Consider the following 16,961-nt stretch of genomic DNA (forward strand, 5'->3'; position numbering starts at 1 on the left):
ATAATATCAATGTATACAAATGGACATTTAGATTATAATTGCTGTTGATGGATCAAAAATATATTAGAAATTTTTCAATTATTGCTCATATAGACCATGGTAAATCTACTTTAGCTGATAGATTATTGGAGGTCACAGGCACAACCAGTAAGCGTCAAATGAAAGCACAGCTCTTAGACTCTATGGATCTAGAACAAGAGCGTGGCATAACTATCAAACTTCATCCAGCAAGAATGATGTATAAGGCAGAAGATGGTAATGAATATATGCTTAATCTTATTGATACACCAGGTCACGTTGATTTTACTTATGAAGTTTCCAGAAGTTTAGCAGCCTGTGAAGGTGCTCTTTTGGTTGTAGATGCCACACAAGGCATAGAAGCCCAAACATTAGCAAACATATACTTAGCAATAGAAAACGATTTAACAATAATGCCTGTTATTAACAAGATAGACCTTCCAGCAGCAGAACCAGAGAAAGTGATGAAAGAAGTTGAAGCGATTCTTGGACCGTCTGACTATATACCGGTTAGTGCAAAAACGGGAGTTGGAGTAAAAAATGTTCTAGAGGCGATAGTCAACTTTGTGCCTCAGCCAAAGGGTGAAGTTAATAAGCCACTTAAAGCGTTAGTTTTTGATTCTCATTTCGACAGTTATAGAGGCGTTGAAGTAATGATAAGGGTGATAGATGGAAGCATTAAAGAGGGTCAAACGATAAAGTTTATGCAAACTGATGCCGAATATGATATTACAGAAATAGGTTATTTTAAACCAAGCCAAATTAGGACAGGCTTTTTGAATACGGGGGAAGTAGGGTACTTAATTGGGAATATAAAAAATATAGAGAATGTGAAAATAGGCGATACGATTACTCTTGCTGGAGACGAAACAGAAGAAGCATTGCCAGGATATAAAGAACCACAATCTATGGTTTTTTGTGGACTTTACCCAGTAAGTAGTGATGATTATGAAGACTTAAGGGACGCCTTACAAAAACTTAAATTAAATGATTCTTCTTTGAGGTTTGAGCCAGAAACATCCAAAGCCTTAGGTTTTGGCTTTAGGTGTGGATTTTTAGGTCTTTTACATATGGAAATCATCAAAGAGAGAATAGAGAGAGAATTCAATATTGAAATGATAGCAACATCACCGGGAGTTGTTTATCATATAACATTAACTAATGGTGAAAAATTAATTATTGATAATCCAGCCAATTATCCTGAACGAGGAATTGTAGAAATAATAGAGGAACCAATTGCCAAGGCGAATATAATTTTGCCGAACGAATATGTGGGTGCCATTATGGATTTATGTAATAGAAAAAGAGGAAAACTAGACCATATGGAATATTTAACAGAAGAAAGAATAATGCTTTACTATAGGCTTCCTTTAAATGAGATTGTGGTTGATTTTTTTGGTCAACTGAAGTCTCTGAGCAAGGGATATGCTTCACTGGATTATGAGCTCGCAGGATACGAATCATCAGATTTGGTGAAGGTTGATATTCTTTTAAAGAGTGATTTAGTTGATGCTTTTTCTTTTATTTGTCACAAAGATCATGCTTATTTTAGGGGTAGAGCTATTGTAAAAAAATTAAGAGAATTAATACCAAGACAAATGTTTGAGATACCTATTCAAGCCTCTATCGGAAGCAAAATTATTTCTAGAGAAACGATTAAAGCGTTAAGAAAAAATGTTACAGCCAAGTGTTATGGCGGTGATATTTCTAGAAAAAGAAAGCTTTTAGAGAAACAAAAAGAAGGTAAAAAGAGGATGAAAAGTGTGGGAAGTGTTGAAATTCCAGATGAAGCTTTCATGTCCATCTTAAGTATCGAAGACGAAAAATAAATGGTATCCCATTTTTATGTTCACATTCCATATTGCACAACAAAATGTGACTACTGTGATTTTTATTCTGTTTCCGGAAACTCATGCGTTGATGAGGTTTACGTGGATGCTGTTTTATTAGAGATACAAGAAAGGTATCAGGGTGACAAACTAGAGACTATTTTTTTTGGTGGTGGAACACCAAGTCTTTTAAGTGGCAAGCAGATAGAAAAAATATTTAGTAAACTGAACATTTCAACAAATTGTGAGATAACTATTGAATGTAATCCAGAGACATTAAATCATCAGCAACTCCTGTCTTTTCGGAAATCAGGCATTAATAGACTTAGTATAGGTATACAGTCTTTTAACGAGGATAAATTGAGACTTATAGGTAGAAAAAGAACAGTAAATGCACGAGAGAAAGCAGAGTTAGCTTTAAAGGTGTTTGATAATGTTGGGATTGATTTAATGTATGCACTACCTAAGCAAAAAAAGTCAGATATTTTTAGAGAAGTAAGCCTGATCCCACAAGAAATAAAACATGTTTCTTATTATGCGCTTACTTTGGAAAAGAAGACAAAACTTTATAGCAAACTAAACGGGAGGCATCCTGTAAAGGACGACGCTCAAGCAGAACTTGCAGAAGAAGTGTTGCAAGGGCTAGAGAGTAGAGGATATGAGCGTTATGAAATATCTAATTTTGCAAACAAGGGATATGAGTGTAAACACAACTTAGCTTATTGGGACTATTTGGATTACCTGGGGGTAGGCGCAGGTGCAGTTTCTACTGTCAGCGGAATTAGAACAGAGAACATTAAAGATATTGGCAAGTATGTCCAAGGTACAAAAGCTAATCAAGATAGATTAACAGAAAATGAACAAGTGAATGAAAGACTAATGATGAATTTAAGAACCATAAACGGTGCACCACTTGAGAAACGATTTAAAACGGTTGTAGATAGATATGGCGACCTTCTTGTTGTGAAAGAAGGTCGCTTAATCCTGACCAATAAAGGGTTTTTGTTTCACGATACCATTGTGGGTGAACTAATGTTATAAGCTGTTTAGGCTAAGTCCAACAGTTGTACCATCTGCTTCGTATAGATTGAGAGTATAGTCCTCCCCATCACTAGAAGCATAAGTGATTTTACCCTTAGTGTCGCTATCAGCGTATGCTTTTTTGGTATACGGATTTATTGGGCTTGTTTTGATTAGCTCCTCGGTTTTTAATGTTTCAAAAAGTTCTTTTGCTCCTAAACTGCCTGAGGGATAAATATTATTTTCGATAAAATAATTTTCTACGCAAGATTGAAAAGTTCGCAAGTTAACTTCCGCCGTCATTTGATTGCTTTTATTTTGAATTTTTTTAATATTTGGCACAACAAAAGAACTCAGTATAACCATTAACGACAAAGCAATAAGTAGCTCAAACAAACTAAACCCTGATCTTTTTTTCATTTTCATTTTAACACCTCCACTTTATTTTTATACGTTAGTAATTATATTACAAAGAAATGATGACGTCAATAGACTCGTTGTTAAATATTATTGCCGTAACATTTAGATATTTATTAAAATTATTAAGGTGACAGTTGCTATCAAATAATTAAATCAATATAATGGTTACTATGGATCAAGGACGCCTTAGTTATCTTATGGTTTCAGCTTTTGTTGTAACCTTTTTTTATACAGTAAAACTACTGATAGAAACAATAATCGCTTATTAATGAATTATCGTGTTTCTAATTTCTTATTATATTTAAGTCTGCTTATTGTTATGACGTCTACTTCTTTTGCACGTTATGGTAATTTATCTATGAATGATTTGGAGCAAGATAGTGGCGGTACATTTTCTATGATTTCTCGTGAGGGTCAAAATGTGCTGAACATGAACATAGCTAAGAGTTTTTCTTTTGATGATCTTAGTGCGAGAGTGGGAGTAAACATTGTTTTCCCAGAAAACAAAAGACCACAAGGTTTATCTTTATTGGAGATTAGATATGTTCAGTACGACAATGGATTATGGGGCATTAGATTTGGAGAATTGTCAGCGGAAACCTATGGATATGGTCTTATTATGGATGATTATGATGCTTCGCCGGAATCAACTTATTTCAATATGAGTAGAGCAGGGGCAAAGGGATATACAAAAATATTTTCACCTTTGGGTGTCTATGCCATGCACTCAGGGACAGGTGTAGCGGGTGCGAGATTTACTTATGAATTAGTGAAACTACTAGAGCTTAATACACCACTAGTTGTAGGGCTTAGTTATATTGTAGACAGTGATGGCATTGTGGATTCCACGGGTACATTGATAAACAAAAATGCTCAGGGATATAGTGCAGATTTAGGTTTTAAACTGATAGACCCTTGGATGGATGCTTATTTAGAATATGGATTGTTGTCAAACCAGTCTAGCGCTTTAGCTTTAGGCACAAAAATAGATGGGGGTGAGATAATAGACTATAGGCTGGAATATCGTATATTAGGAGAAAATTTTATTCCTGGTTTTTTTAATGCGAACTATGAAATAGCTCCGGCGAATATAAAAGATTCTTATCCAGCTGGATATGGATATTTTGCGGGAGCAGAGGTAAGGTTTGCACCACTTGGTGTTGTAAGTTTTGGTTATGAGAAGTATAGTAACAGGGACTCTGTGTTAAGGGCGGCAGTGGCTTTTAATAAAATAAACGGCATGTCTGGTGTTGTTTCTTATGAGCAGACACTGCAGTCAGCAACATCACATAAAATTAATGGTGTCTTGGTTTACCCATTAAATGCTGTTACGAGCCTAGTGACTTATTTTGAAAAAATAGGAAACAAAGAAACTTCTTATACCGTAGCTTACAAAATGAATTTTTGATTATATTAAGAGGAGAAAATGTGTACGATAAAAAGAAAAAATATGGAGAAAAGCTTAATAAGCCAACAAAAAAAATACACTCCAAACCAGCCAACTTGCTTTATCCAATACCTGCAGTGATTATCTCTTGTGGAATTGAGCCAAAGGACCATAATTTAATAACAGTTTCTTGGGCAGGAACAATTTGTAGTGATCCAGTTATGCTTTCAATTTCCCTAAGACCATCCCGTCATTCATATAAAATAATTAAAGAAACAGGAGAATTTGTTGTGAATTTGACAGATATGATGATGGTTAAAGAAACAGATTTCTGCGGAGTTAGGTCAGGTAAAGAGATGGACAAATGGTCTGTGCTTAGGCTCAAGAAATCAGCATCACAACAAATTGCTACACCACAAATTGCTACTTCTCCAGTCAGTTTAGAGTGTAAAACAAAACAGATTTTATCCTTAGGTTCCCATGATTGCTTCATAGCAGAAGTAGTTGGCGTTTCTGTAAGGGAAGACCTGGTGAATAAAAGCGGAGAGTTTAATCTGGATAAAGCAAATCTAATAGCTTACAGTCATGGTTCATATTATTCATTAGGTCAAAAATTAGGAAAATTTGGCTTTTCAGTAAAGAAATAAACCTAAATATTTAATTTTTCAAAAACAGTTCTACCAGTGGATACTGCGTCTTTGTTAATAAAGTGATAGTCTCTTTGATATTGTAAATTATCTCTTTCTTTTTGAAATTCTTCTCGCATTCTTTTGCATACTTTTATTTTGATTGTTAAGGCGTGTTCTTGGCTGTAATAGTTTGTTTTACCCAGTTTGTTCATTTGAGTTGCTAGTTGTTGTCTAATTTCATCCATTATCCTAACTTCTTTTTTTATTTTTTTTGGAGAGCCACCTATTACATAAATCATTTCTTCATTGTATTCGTTCTCTTCGAATAGCAGCTCGTTCTCTTCCTGCGCACCCTTAAGTGCCCTTTTTTGCATTTTCATAAGCTCGGGAGGAGCAAGACCTAGGTTAGAGAGGGTTTGAGACAAAAAAGCCGTTTTGAGCTCAGCGAATTTAGCAACCATAAAATTATGTGATTTAGACTGTAAAAAGTTTTTGATGTATTTATCTTTAAGGGTTTCTATTTTTTCTTGTAGATTAATTTTGTAGCCCATTTTATAGGCAATAACATTTGCAGAAACAGATTTATCCATTTGTCTAATACTGCTTAGTTTGACATGGTCTGTTTCTAGTAAAGGGTCTATTTTTTTTGTGCCATCGTCTTTTTTGACAATATTCCATTTTATTTTAGAATTAGACGAAGCTATTGCGCTTTCCCTTGTTTGGGCTTCTTTTTCTAGGGCTTGCTTGTAAGCATCTAAATTATTAGCTTTGAGCTGTCTACTTAAGTCAACATTATTGATTTTGTGGATGACCATTATATTATGATATCAGCCTAGATACTTCCTTTTCAATTTCTTTAAGAAAATCAAAACTGGACACTAGAGTTCTACTAAGGTCTTTTAGTTCATTAAGCTTAGTATTGATAAAGAAAAGCGAACCAGCGGAATTCTTATCTTCTATTAATTGTCCATCAATTGTCATAGATTCTACAGCTGGGTCAGCTAAATCTAGCGTGATTTTGTTAATAGTACCCTCTAATGTTTTCATGAAGGTTTTTCTATCACCGAGATAATATTTCTCATTACGATTTGTAATTAGTAAAGATTGCTTGGAATCATTACTTTTAAAAGCTGAGTCAGCATTTATAAAACCAGACATGTTGTGCCCCTTTCGGTTTGCTTATACATTTTCTTAGACACGTATAATATCGACAAAGTTCCGGCTATTTATTCATGGTATATTTTTGGTGAATTAGTTAAACTGTCGAATTGCCTCGTAAAGTACTATGCCTACTGATGTTGCGAGGTTTATGCTTCTTACTTTTTCATTAAACATAGGAATGGTTATTCCTGTATCATTTGAAAATATTAGGTTTTCGGGAAGTCCTCTGGATTCTGGTCCAAAAACAAGAAAATCATTTTCTTTGTAGGTAATTTCTGTATATAGTTTTGTGGCTTTAGTTGAAAGGTAGTAAAAGTTGCTGTTTGGAAAATCTTTGTGAAGGCTTTCAATTGTTGGAACCAGTTGATAGTTAACATGTTGCCAGTAATCCAAGCCTGCTCGTTTAAGGTGTTTATCGTCTAAGGAAAACCCGAGAGGTTCTATCAGATATAGAGGACTGTTGGTAGCCAGGCAAAGTCTAGCGATATTACCAGTGTTCGGAGGAATTTCAGGTTCATATAGTACAATATTTACCATAATTAAACCTTACCAAAAGAGGTTTCTGGTGTATAGCACTGATTTTGCATTAATCTGATAAGTTCAGGCAAATCGTTAGAGGAAGAAAAAGTATTGCCAACCATTCTTAGTTCGTGAGCATTAGGAAGACCTTTTACGTATTTGCTGATAAATTTTCTGAACAAGATAGCTGCTTTTTTTTCACCGTGAAAAGAAGACAAGTATTTGAAATGTAAAACCATGGTTTCTTGTAAGGGTTGTCTATCTTTGAGTAGGTAGTCACTAATTAACCAAGGATTACCCCATAAGCCTCTGCCTAGCATTACAGCATCTACGTCATATTCTGATAAATGTGCGGTAATATTTTCAGGAGTCTTTAAGTCACCAGAACCAATTATCACACCTGAAAATACTTTTCTAATTTCATTTAGTTTGTGCCAATTAGAAAGTCCAGAATACATTTGAACAGCATAGCGTGGATGCAGACAAAGAACGTTTACCCCATTGTTTTCAGCTATTTTACATAAATCTAAATAGTTTTCTTCATTATTGTTCCAGCCAAGTCTAATCTTAATAGATAAGGGAATCTTTGTCGCAGAACGAACAGCACTTATGATTTTTTCTGTTAAGACAATATCTCTAGCAAGGGCTGCTCCTGCCTTTTGTTTAGCAACTTTTTTAACAGGACAACCTAAGTTTATGTCTATCATGTCGGCGCCTAAATCCTGAAAATGGTGTGCAGCAAAAGCCATAGCATTAGGGTCAGCTCCGAAGATTTGAATCGCTACAGGATGTTCATTTTTTTGAAAGGTAAAGTCCAGACTTTTTTTATCTCCTTTTACTATGCCCATGGCAGAAATCATTTCGGTATAGCAAAGTTCTGCACCAAATGTTCGACATAAGTTACGAAAGGGAGGATCTGTTATTCCTGCCATAGGGGCAATAACGATTTTTGTTTTCTTAATTAATTCTTCAATTATCAATTATGTTAAATATTTTCTAGAATATTCATAAGTTCTTTGTATTCATCGTTTGTGGAAAAGTTTATGACAAAAGAACCTTTTGAGTCTCTTTTTTTGCAGTAAATTTTATAAGTTGGGTTTTTTATGCTTACATTTTTAACAGATACTGATTTTTTTGGGTTTTTAGAAATAATTTTTGTTTCAATATCTCTAACAGTCATATTGTTACTAGTAATTTCTAGTAGCATTTTGTTTTGAGCATCATGAGTAGCAAGTTGCAAAAGTTTTCTAGCATGGCTTTCAGAGATAAGTTCTTCTTCAAGTGCCTTTTTGCATTCGAGAGAGAGATCTAGAAGCCTAATAGTGTTTGCTACCGCTGGTCTGCTTTTTCCTATCATTTCTGCTAAATTAGCTTGAGTAATGTGTTGTTCTTCCATTATTTTTTTATAGCAGGTTGCTTGTTCAATAGGGCTAATATCTTCTCTTTGTATGTTTTCAATTAAAGCCATTAGCATGCTTTCTTTGTCTGATATTTGTTCTTTGATAATTGCTGGAATAGAGTTGTGCCCAAGCTGTTTTGCGGCTCGTAAACGTCTTTCGCCAGAGATCAACTCAAAGCCATTATCTTTTTTTCTAACAACAATGGGTTGAATAAGTCCATTTTCCTTAATGGAATTAGCTAGCTCGAGAATGGACTCAGCCTTGAAAATTATTCTTGGTTGATAAGGATTTGTAGTAATTTTTTCTATTGCAATTGTTTGTAGCCCCGATTCTACAGAAGTAGTCGAGTTTTTTTCTGGGAGTAATGCCGACAAGCCTCTTCCTAATTTATTTTTAGACATTAATTATCTCCTTTATTAAGTTTTTATAAGCCTTAGCTCCTTTAGATTTTTTGTCATAATTTATAATAGGTTCGCCAAAACTAGGAGCTTCGCTCAGCTTAACATTTCTTGGGATAACAGTTTCAAAAACTAACGACCCCAAGTGTTCTCTTGCTTCTTCTTCCACTTGCCTACTAAGCCCCAGACGACTGTCGTACATAGTCATTAGAATCCCTTTAATTGTTAGTTCAGGATTTAGAGCCTTCTTAACAGTTTCTATTGTTTGCATTAATCTTGCCAGTCCTTCTAGTGCGAAGTATTCGCATTGAACAGGGATAATAACTTCTGTTGAGGCAGTTAGTGCATTGATGGTGAGTAAGCCTAGGGATGGTGGGCAGTCAATTATTATGATTTCAAAATCAAGATCTAGTTTATTGATCATTGTTTTTAAAAATCTTTCTCGATTGAATTCTGAAACTAGTTCAATCTCTGCACCAGCAAGGTCTTTGGTGGACGGCATAATAGCTAGATTGCTTATAGCTGTTGGGTAAACAGCTAATGTAGGGTCAATATTTCCGAGCATTGCCTCGTAAACGCTATGTGTGAAATTGTTTTCGTAAAGACCAAGACCGCTAGTTGCATTTGCTTGTGGGTCAAAGTCAATTAATAGTGTTTTTTTATTTTTTTTGCCAAACATGGCTGCGATGTTTACCGCGGAGGTTGTTTTGCCAACCCCACCCTTTTGATTTACTAAAGAAATTATGCGCATAGCTTACTCCTTAATGGCTTATTCCTTGCTTCTCCGTTTTTTCTTGGAAGCTTTATTTTTGATTTTTTGGTCTTTGTGAATACTAGGAGTTGCCTATTTCTTTGAAACAACGAATATGGCATCTTTTTGAAGTCTCCAAATCCAAGATGACTGGCAACAAGCGAGGCGTTGCTTGCTTCTTCGTCAATGTCTGATGATTTCATGGCAATGAGAATGCCACCAAATTTTAAGAGAGGGGAAGCGTATTCTAATAGAACGTCTAGAGGTGCCAACGCTTTTGCGCAGACAATGTTTGCGTTTTCCGGACAGCCAATGTCTTCTATTCTTGAGTTCAGGGCGGTTGCATTGTTTATTTGTAGTTCCTTTAAAACTAAATTAATGAAAGTTGTTTTTTTTCTGTTTGAGTCAATCATGGTGACTTTTTTGTTAGGATTATTTATTGCGATAACTAGGCCAGGAAATCCTGCTCCAGAGCCAAGATCAAGAACGTTAATGTTGGAGTCAGAAAGGGTAGAAATATAATCAGAAACAGCAAGGCTGTCCAAAATATGTTGGTCATACATTCCTTGCCAGTCCTTAATTCCTGAAAGGTTATGAATCTGATTTTCTCTAAGGAGCAAATCTATGATTTTATGAAAAATTTTATCATTTTCTGTTGATTGTTTCACGTGAAACATTATGCCACAAATTTGTTATTTTTATAAGTAGAGAATTCGTGATTTTATGGATTTTTTTCTTATTTTATTATTAAAAATGTTTCACGTGAAACATTTTTAATCGCTAATTACTATAAACAACATAACAAAAGGTGATAAAATAGATAATATGAAAATTGCTATTCACCAGTTTGATTCTATTGTTGGAAATCCAAAAGTTAACCTGCTTCGTATGGTTACTGGTGTCAAAGAGAAGGTTGCTGATTTGCATTTGTTTGGAGAGCTAGCACTTACGGGTTGCTACGCGCAGGACATTTTTTTTAATAAGCAAATACAGAAGGAAGTAGAATTTTGTTTGCAGGAAATTGAAAATGTTTCACGTGAAACATTTTCAAGTATTGGTGTTGGTTTTTCAAGTGCAAATAAGAGCATAGGAGAGAAAGCGTTATTTAATACCTATGGTGTTTTTGGGAGAGATTCTTTTAGGCAAAACAAGGTTTGTTTGTCTGGGCATGAAGAAGTTAATGAGAGCAGGTGGTTTCAGGCTGGGAAGATAGAGTCTGTTAGTGTTAAAAAAATAGGTGATGAATATTTTGGATTTTTGACAGGCGAAAATGATTGGGCTGGCACCTCTGATGGAATAGCTAAAAAGCACTTTTTGTGTGAGCAGGATTTGTATGAAAAGTTGGCTGGGGAGGCAAAGTCTCAAGGGGTGAAGCTATCGGCTTTTATAAACATTTCTGCAAGTCCAGAGTATCTAGGAAAGCAAAAATTACGTTTGGGTAAGCTTTCTGGGATTGCAAAGCATTATTGCGTACCTATTATTTTTATTAATACAGTAGGAGCACAAGATGAATTGATTTTTGGAGGAAGAAGCTTTGTTTTAAATGCTAAGGGAGAATTAGTACAAGAACTTAAAGGCTTTGAGGAAGACATTCAGATAGTAGATACAAAAAAGATAGACACAATGTCACAAGTAATTTTTAGTGAAGATAAAATGCGTGAGCTGGATGAGATGATAGGTTGTTATTTAAAGGGATATTTGCGGAAGTCTGGTTTATTAGACAAGAAAGTCATTGTGGGATTGTCTGGAGGTAAAGACTCAACTGTTGTTGCTGTAGCTTTAAAAAGGCATTTGGGTGCCGATAAGGTGCTTGGGGTTATGCTGCCTTATAAATTAGGTAAATACACTGCTACTCTTTCCAAACAAATAGCTGAAAGACTTGGGAAAACCTTAAAAATAGAAGTTCGTGAGGTTATGATTGATAATATGGTTGAGCCCATTCGCAGTAGTTTAAAGATAGCAAAAGATAGTCTTGCACATCAGAATTTACAGGCGAGAGTTAGGGCTAATGTGTTGTGGGCGATAGCTAATGAAGAGAATGGGATAGTTATAAATACTACTAATTTTTCAGAAGCGGCTGTTGGTTATGGAACAATAGGTGGTGATTTGTTGGGGTTACCATTAATAGCTTCAATTCCGGCAACAATGGTTGTTGAATATTTGAGATGGTTAAAGGCTAATGGGGAAAACTTTTTAGACGAGGAAATGATTAGTCGACCACCGTCGGCCGAGCTAATTCCTGATCAGATTGATGCGAATGAGCTTGGTGATTATGACTATATTGATCCGATATTAGAGGCGCTACGAATGAGTTATGGTAATCAGGAAAAAGTAAAAAAACAGTTCTTAGATAAAAGCGTAAGACAATATCAGCAATATTGGTCTGAGCCAGAGTTGTTTGAGCAGAAGTTAAAGTTTTTATCTACAAAACTTATCAATCAGACAGAGTATAAACGGTGGTATTATAATCGCACCCCACAGTTTACCCCCTTTAGTTGGCTTCGTTGGAGATGGCCATTAGCTAATGTAGAAATGAATAAAGAACCTTAAAAAACACAAGTTATTATCCTTATTGATAGCTGTATGTGAATTAATTCACGCCTGAATACCATATAAAATAGCTATTGTTCTAACCATAATTCAGTTGTATACTAGTTTTAGATATTAAAGTGTGAATTAATTCACAAAAGGAAGATTCTGATGTTACCAAAAAATACTGCAGAGCGATTATCTAAGATTTATGGTGTGTTACAAACAATTAGCAAAGATGCTGAGTATGTGACTTCAAAAGAGTTAGCAGCTGTTATGGGGACTACGGATTTCACTATTAGGAAGGATATTGGCACGCTTAACATTATGAATTTTGGTAGAAAAGGTTACCATGTTGAGGAGTTGTCCTCAGCGTTGGGAAGGGTGCTTCAGTTGACACGACCATATAGGACATGTGTTGTAGGATTAGGAAAGCTAGGTACAGCGGTATTAGATTATGAAGCATTTAAAGATACTGGGTTTGATATTGTTGCTGGGTTTGATATAAATTTAAACAAAGTTGAAAGACTACACACGGAAATTGCTGTGTATCATTCAAGTGACTTGGACCATATTGTGAAAAGCAAAAGCGTTGAGGTGGCAATTATCGCTGTCCCTCAGGCGTCAGCCCAAGAGGTAGCTACAACTTTAGTTGCTAATGGAGTTAAAGCGATTTTAAATTTTTCCCCAGCACAAATTAAAGTACCAAAGGGAATTGCTTTGTATAATATGGACTTCACGGCGGCTTTAAGGTTTGTTGTGTCCCAAATTTAAAAATAAAAGGAGAGAAAAATGAGAAAAATATTAACACTAAACAAAATCGATGCAGCAGGTTTGGCTTTATTGCCACTAGATGATTATGAGATAGGTACAGAAATAAAGAGTCCGGATGCTATTCTTGTCCGAAGCTTTAAAATGCATGACATGAAGCTGCCAGAGTCTCTTTTGGCAATTGGTAGAGCAGGAGCAGGAACAAACAATATTCCAGTAGATAAGTGTTTGGAAAAAGGAATTGTTGTTTTTAATTCTCCAGGTGCAAACGCTAATGCAGTAAAAGAGTTAGTTATTGCCGGTTTATTTTTATCTTCTAGAGACATTTATCAGGGGATTGTTTATTCTCAGTCATTACAGGGAAAGGGAGACGATGTTTCAACATTAGTAGAGAAAAATAAGGAAAATTATGCTGGTTGTGAGATTGCAGGGAAAACATTGGGAGTTATTGGTTTAGGCAAGATAGGCGTAATGGTGGCAAACGCTGCTCTTGACCTTGGAATGAAGGTAGTAGGCTTAGACCCTTTTATTTCTGTTGAATCTGCCTGGGGACTATCTAAGGATGTTTCAAGAGCAATAGGAATAGATGGACTGTTGGCTGAATGTGATTACATATCTATTCATACACCGCTTAATGATGCAACAAAGGGCATGCTAAATGAAGGGAAATTTAAGGTTATGAAAAAAGGAATGAGAATCCTTAATTTTTCCAGAGGTGGCATTGTTAACAATGAGGACTTAAAAAAAGCGATTGATAACGGTATAGTTGCTAGATACGTCACAGATTTCCCTGATGAAGAATTGCTAGGAATCAATCAAGTAATTCCAATTCCTCATTTAGGTGCTTCTACTGCTGAAGCAGAAGTAAATTGTGCTGTAATTGTAACAAGCCAGGTTAAGGATTTTTTAGAAAATGGTAATATTGTCAACTCAGTGAACTATCCTAATGCTACATTACCAATTAACTCAAAATTTAGATTAATAATTATGAATAAAAATGTTCCTAACATGGTTGGACAAATTTCTGCAGTTTTAGCGGAAAGGAATGTAAACATTATTGAAATGCTTAACAAAAGTAAAGGTGAGTATGCTTACAATATTATTGATGTTGAAAATGAACTAGATGAAAAGACAATCAAAACGTTGCAGGGCATCAAAGGTGTTGTTAAGGTTAGGTTTATAGTAATTAAGTAAACTCAAAGAAAAAAGCAGGGGTACATACCCCTGCTTTTTTAGTTAGTTAGGATTAATAGGTTGTATTTCCCAAATATCATCAGCATATTCTTGGACAGACCTGTCTGAAGAGAAATAACCCATTCTGGCTATATTTAATAGTGTAAGTTTTGCCCATTCCATAGGATTTTTATATGTTTCTCCCACTTTTTTTTGTGCTTCAGCATAGGCTGGAAGATCTCTTAATACTAAGTAGTGGTCGTTAGCCATAAGACCATTGATTAGTTCAGCGGCTATTCTTTTTTCATCATCATTTTTACCAATTTGTCCATTTTTCATTTGATCAACAAGCTGTCTAATTTCAGAATTTGAACTATAAACAGACCAGGGGTTATAACCAGAAGTTTTTTCTTGTTTTACCTCTGGTGTTGTTAGACCAAAAATAAACATGTTTTCTTTACCAATATCTCTGGCCATTTCAACGTTTGCACCATCCATTGTGCCAATAGTTAGCGCTCCATTTAAGGAAAACTTCATATTTCCTGTGCCCGAAGCTTCAAGTCCTGCGGTTGAAATTTGCTCACTTAAGTCTGCCGCAGGTATTAGTTTTTCTGCTAAAGAGACGTTATAGTTTTCTAAAAAAACAACTTTTATTCTTCCATTAATCTGTGGGTCATTATTTATTAAGTCAGCCAGCATATTGATAAACTTAATAATGTTTTTGGCTGTATGATATCCTGGGGCAGCTTTTGCAGCGAAGATGAATGTTCTTGGAGTAAAACTCATGCTAGGTTTTTCTTTAAGCTTATTGTATAGCATTAAGATATGTAACGCACTCATGAGTTGTCGTTTGTACTCATGTAATCTTTTTGCTTGTACATCAAATATAGAGTTTGGGTTAACTTTTGTTCTGGAGACAACATTACCTTTTTTATCTTTTATTGCATTATTGTTATAAATATAAGAGGCTAAGGCTTGTTTATTTTTTTGTTTTATTTTAAGGAGTTTAGTTAATACTGCTGTATTTTCAGAAAACTCAGCTAGTTTTTCTAGTTGGCCGAGATCAGTTATCCAAGAATCACCAATTAAACTGGTGATTAGTTCTGCAAGTTCTGGGTTCGCTTGTCTAATCCAGCGTCTAGGTGTTACCCCGTTTGTAACATTGTGAAATTTTTCAGGAAACATTACAAAAAAATCGTGAAGCACATCATCTTTTAGTATTTCAGTATGAAGAGCAGCAACACCATTAATGGAGTGTCCTCCAACAAGGGCAAGGTGTGCCATTTTTACTTGCCCATCTTGAATAATAGACATTCTTCGTACTCTGTCTTCATCATTTGGAAACTGTTTTCTAATCTCATTACAAAACTTAAGGTTTAGACCTTCAATGATATTGTATTGTCTTGGTAAGAGACTTCTTAATAGTTCGGTATCCCATTTTTCTAGTGCTTCACTTAAAACCGTGTGGTTTGTGTATGCAATGCTTTTTTGGGTTATACTTCTTGCTTCCTCCGCGCTTAGGTTGTGTTCATCTATCAGTATTCTTATAAGTTCAGGAACAAGAAGAGCAGCGTGTGTATCATTAATTTGAAGACCAACCTTCTCATCAAAAGATACTATATTATTTCCGTTCTTAAGGTATTCGGCAACAATACTTTGTAGTCCAGCAGAAACCAGTGCAAACTCTTGCATTAATCTTAATGTTTTTCCTGGAGTGTGATTGTCGTTAGGGTATAATACTGAGTTCATTGCTGCGTGGTTAGGATTAATGACATTTTTATAAGCACTATGATAATTTCCGTTGTTAATATCTGAAAAATTGATTGCTCCACTTTGAGGATGGATTCTCCAAAGAGTTAAGCTATTAATATTTGGTTGTTCGTCTTTTTTGTAACCAATAATGGGTGCACGGAAAGGAACCATTTCAACGCTTTCGTAACCCTTGAGTTCGCATTTACCTTTTTCAATTGACATGTGGCCACCAAAACGAACCTTAACAGCACTACAAGCATCTTCAATCATCCAAGGCATAGCATTTTCTCCCCAGACATCTGGTTCCTCTGTTTGATGACCGTTCATAATTTCTTGTTTAAAAATACCATAGTCATACCAAAATCCCTCTCCGTGTAATGGAAGACCAAGGGTAGCCCCTGAATCTAAATAGCAAGCAGCCAATCTTCCTAAACCCCCATTACCAAGCCCCCAATCGTTTTCAATTCTTTCTAAATCATTTTTAGCATCATTACTGTTTGCTAAATTAGGATTAATTTTTTTTAAAAAATTTACAATTTCTTGAACTTCCGAGTTTAAATTTAAATTGGCAATATTGTTACCAGTCATTCGGCCCATTAAAAACTCCATTGAAAAGTAGAATACTTGTTTTGCGTTATGTTCTCTGTAAGCTTTTTGTGTTTTGGCCCATTGTGGTATGATTGATTTTCTTAAAGCATTTGTGAGTGTAGTATATAATTCAGCTATTGAACAGTTTTCAATAGAAACACCTCGTAATGATAGTCCTGAGTCATCAATCTGATTAATCATCATATTTAGAATTTCTTTAGCTTTTGGGCTGAGTGTTTTAGTTATTGCAATAAGTTTGTTATACATTATTTATTCCTTTCAGTTGCTTGTTAATTAACATAGTTTGTTAGTTCTTTAAAATATCGAAGGGAGTAAAGAAAAGTTGCAGACATTTAATCAAACATAAAAAACAGATGAAATACTAGTAAGAACGAAAAGCTAAAGAGATAGAATTATTCGGTTTTATAAACTTTAATATTGGTCAATATAAAAAGTGTTTATTGGAAGTTTTTTTGGGATTTGAATGAGATCAGTTCGGAATTTGGATAGAAGCCAATGACATCAGGGGTTTAAGGATATATTGAAAGATATTGATTAATTATTTATTAGAAAATATCAAAAGAAATGTCTGATATTTCTCCTTCAATAACTTTTG

Annotated in this window: 16 protein-coding genes; 7 read left to right on the forward strand and 9 right to left on the reverse strand. The window is 35.0% G+C overall.

The window, feature by feature from the left end; all coding sequences use genetic code 11:
• Positions 1–47: 47 nt before the first annotated feature.
• Together lepA and hemW are read left to right on the forward strand one after the other, a co-directional pair.
• On the forward strand, positions 48–1,847 hold the full coding sequence (gene lepA, locus PHF25_01190; protein MDD4526633.1) for a translation elongation factor 4: 1,800 nt from the start codon (positions 48–50) through the stop codon (positions 1,845–1,847).
• Entirely contained in the window at positions 1,848–2,888 is a 1,041-nt protein-coding gene (gene hemW / locus PHF25_01195) for a radical SAM family heme chaperone HemW (GenBank protein ID MDD4526634.1), read from the forward strand.
• Here the strand turns inward: hemW and PHF25_01200 are convergent.
• Complete coding sequence (locus tag PHF25_01200; GenBank protein MDD4526635.1) at positions 2,883–3,293, reverse strand: type II secretion system protein; 411 nt, start codon at positions 3,291–3,293, stop codon at positions 2,883–2,885. The genes hemW and PHF25_01200 overlap by 6 nt on opposite strands.
• A 262-nt stretch (positions 3,294–3,555) precedes the next feature.
• On the opposite strand from PHF25_01200, the gene PHF25_01205 reads away from it, so the two are divergent.
• Both PHF25_01205 and PHF25_01210 read left to right on the forward strand, forming a co-directional pair.
• Complete coding sequence (locus PHF25_01205) at positions 3,556–4,695, forward strand: hypothetical protein (protein ID MDD4526636.1); 1,140 nt, start codon at positions 3,556–3,558, stop codon at positions 4,693–4,695.
• 74 nt (positions 4,696–4,769) lie between these two features.
• Positions 4,770–5,321, forward strand: a complete 552-nt coding sequence (locus PHF25_01210; protein MDD4526637.1) for a flavin reductase family protein — start codon at positions 4,770–4,772, stop codon at positions 5,319–5,321.
• 2 nt (positions 5,322–5,323) lie between these two features.
• Here PHF25_01210 and PHF25_01215 read toward each other — a convergent pair whose 3' ends face one another.
• The 7 genes from PHF25_01215 to rsmG all read right to left on the reverse strand — a co-directional run bounded on the left by PHF25_01215 (position 5,324) and on the right by rsmG (position 10,200).
• The gene (locus tag PHF25_01215; GenBank protein ID MDD4526638.1) at positions 5,324–6,118 is read right to left on the reverse strand and encodes a hypothetical protein; all 795 of its coding nucleotides are present in this window, start codon (positions 6,116–6,118) and stop codon (positions 5,324–5,326) included.
• 4 nt (positions 6,119–6,122) lie between these two features.
• The gene (locus PHF25_01220) at positions 6,123–6,461 is read right to left on the reverse strand and encodes a hypothetical protein (GenBank protein ID MDD4526639.1); all 339 of its coding nucleotides are present in this window, start codon (positions 6,459–6,461) and stop codon (positions 6,123–6,125) included.
• Between the two features lie 93 nt (positions 6,462–6,554).
• The gene (locus PHF25_01225) at positions 6,555–7,001 is read right to left on the reverse strand and encodes a tRNA (cytidine(34)-2'-O)-methyltransferase (GenBank protein MDD4526640.1); all 447 of its coding nucleotides are present in this window, start codon (positions 6,999–7,001) and stop codon (positions 6,555–6,557) included.
• A gap of 2 nt (positions 7,002–7,003) precedes the next feature.
• Entirely contained in the window at positions 7,004–7,963 is a 960-nt protein-coding gene (locus tag PHF25_01230) for a tRNA-dihydrouridine synthase family protein (GenBank protein MDD4526641.1), read from the reverse strand.
• Between the two features lie 5 nt (positions 7,964–7,968).
• Positions 7,969–8,784, reverse strand: a complete 816-nt coding sequence (locus tag PHF25_01235; protein ID MDD4526642.1) for a ParB/RepB/Spo0J family partition protein — start codon at positions 8,782–8,784, stop codon at positions 7,969–7,971.
• Entirely contained in the window at positions 8,777–9,532 is a 756-nt protein-coding gene (locus PHF25_01240) for an AAA family ATPase (GenBank protein MDD4526643.1), read from the reverse strand. Before PHF25_01240 ends, PHF25_01235 begins: the two co-directional genes overlap by 8 nt.
• Positions 9,523–10,200 carry a 16S rRNA (guanine(527)-N(7))-methyltransferase RsmG gene (gene rsmG / locus PHF25_01245; GenBank protein MDD4526644.1) on the reverse strand — a complete coding sequence of 226 codons (678 nt, stop codon included), beginning with the start codon at positions 10,198–10,200 and terminating at the stop codon, positions 9,523–9,525. The genes PHF25_01240 and rsmG overlap by 10 nt, the downstream gene beginning before the upstream one ends.
• A gap of 157 nt (positions 10,201–10,357) precedes the next feature.
• On the opposite strand from rsmG, the gene nadE reads away from it, so the two are divergent.
• The 3 genes from nadE (at position 10,358) to PHF25_01260 (ending at position 14,026) form a co-directional block, all read left to right on the forward strand.
• Entirely contained in the window at positions 10,358–12,082 is a 1,725-nt protein-coding gene (nadE, locus tag PHF25_01250) for an NAD(+) synthase (GenBank protein ID MDD4526645.1), read from the forward strand.
• A gap of 150 nt (positions 12,083–12,232) precedes the next feature.
• Positions 12,233–12,835 carry a redox-sensing transcriptional repressor Rex gene (locus PHF25_01255; GenBank protein MDD4526646.1) on the forward strand — a complete coding sequence of 201 codons (603 nt, stop codon included), beginning with the start codon at positions 12,233–12,235 and terminating at the stop codon, positions 12,833–12,835.
• Positions 12,836–12,853: 18 nt separating this feature from the next.
• Positions 12,854–14,026 (forward strand): phosphoglycerate dehydrogenase, encoded by a 1,173-nt coding sequence (locus tag PHF25_01260; protein MDD4526647.1) that lies wholly within the window; start codon positions 12,854–12,856, stop codon positions 14,024–14,026.
• 42 nt (positions 14,027–14,068) lie between these two features.
• On the opposite strand, the gene PHF25_01265 is transcribed toward PHF25_01260, so the two are convergent.
• Complete coding sequence (locus PHF25_01265) at positions 14,069–16,612, reverse strand: glycogen/starch/alpha-glucan phosphorylase (protein ID MDD4526648.1); 2,544 nt, start codon at positions 16,610–16,612, stop codon at positions 14,069–14,071.
• Between the last annotated feature and the right edge of the window lie 349 nt (positions 16,613–16,961).

The sequence above is a fragment of the Candidatus Margulisiibacteriota bacterium genome (assembly GCA_028706105.1).
Classification (GTDB): domain Bacteria; phylum Margulisbacteria; class Riflemargulisbacteria; order GWF2-35-9; family DYQY01; genus DYQY01.

Bases quoted from the DNA above. Each gene is read 5' to 3' on its own strand.
- lepA (MDD4526633.1), top strand. From the start codon at position 48: ATGGATCAAAAATATATTAGAAATTTTTCAATTATTGCTCATATAGAC.
- hemW (MDD4526634.1), top strand. From the start codon at position 1,848: ATGGTATCCCATTTTTATGTTCACATTCCATATTGCACAACAAAATGT.
- PHF25_01200 (MDD4526635.1), bottom strand. From the start codon at position 3,293: ATGAAAATGAAAAAAAGATCAGGGTTTAGTTTGTTTGAGCTACTTATT.
- PHF25_01205 (MDD4526636.1), top strand. From the start codon at position 3,556: ATGAATTATCGTGTTTCTAATTTCTTATTATATTTAAGTCTGCTTATT.
- PHF25_01215 (MDD4526638.1), bottom strand. From the start codon at position 6,118: ATGGTCATCCACAAAATCAATAATGTTGACTTAAGTAGACAGCTCAAA.
- PHF25_01220 (MDD4526639.1), bottom strand. From the start codon at position 6,461: ATGTCTGGTTTTATAAATGCTGACTCAGCTTTTAAAAGTAATGATTCC.
- PHF25_01225 (MDD4526640.1), bottom strand. From the start codon at position 7,001: ATGGTAAATATTGTACTATATGAACCTGAAATTCCTCCGAACACTGGT.
- PHF25_01235 (MDD4526642.1), bottom strand. From the start codon at position 8,784: ATGTCTAAAAATAAATTAGGAAGAGGCTTGTCGGCATTACTCCCAGAA.
- PHF25_01240 (MDD4526643.1), bottom strand. From the start codon at position 9,532: ATGCGCATAATTTCTTTAGTAAATCAAAAGGGTGGGGTTGGCAAAACA.
- nadE (MDD4526645.1), top strand. From the start codon at position 10,358: ATGAAAATTGCTATTCACCAGTTTGATTCTATTGTTGGAAATCCAAAA.
- PHF25_01255 (MDD4526646.1), top strand. From the start codon at position 12,233: ATGTTACCAAAAAATACTGCAGAGCGATTATCTAAGATTTATGGTGTG.
- PHF25_01260 (MDD4526647.1), top strand. From the start codon at position 12,854: ATGAGAAAAATATTAACACTAAACAAAATCGATGCAGCAGGTTTGGCT.
- PHF25_01265 (MDD4526648.1), bottom strand. From the start codon at position 16,612: ATGTATAACAAACTTATTGCAATAACTAAAACACTCAGCCCAAAAGCT.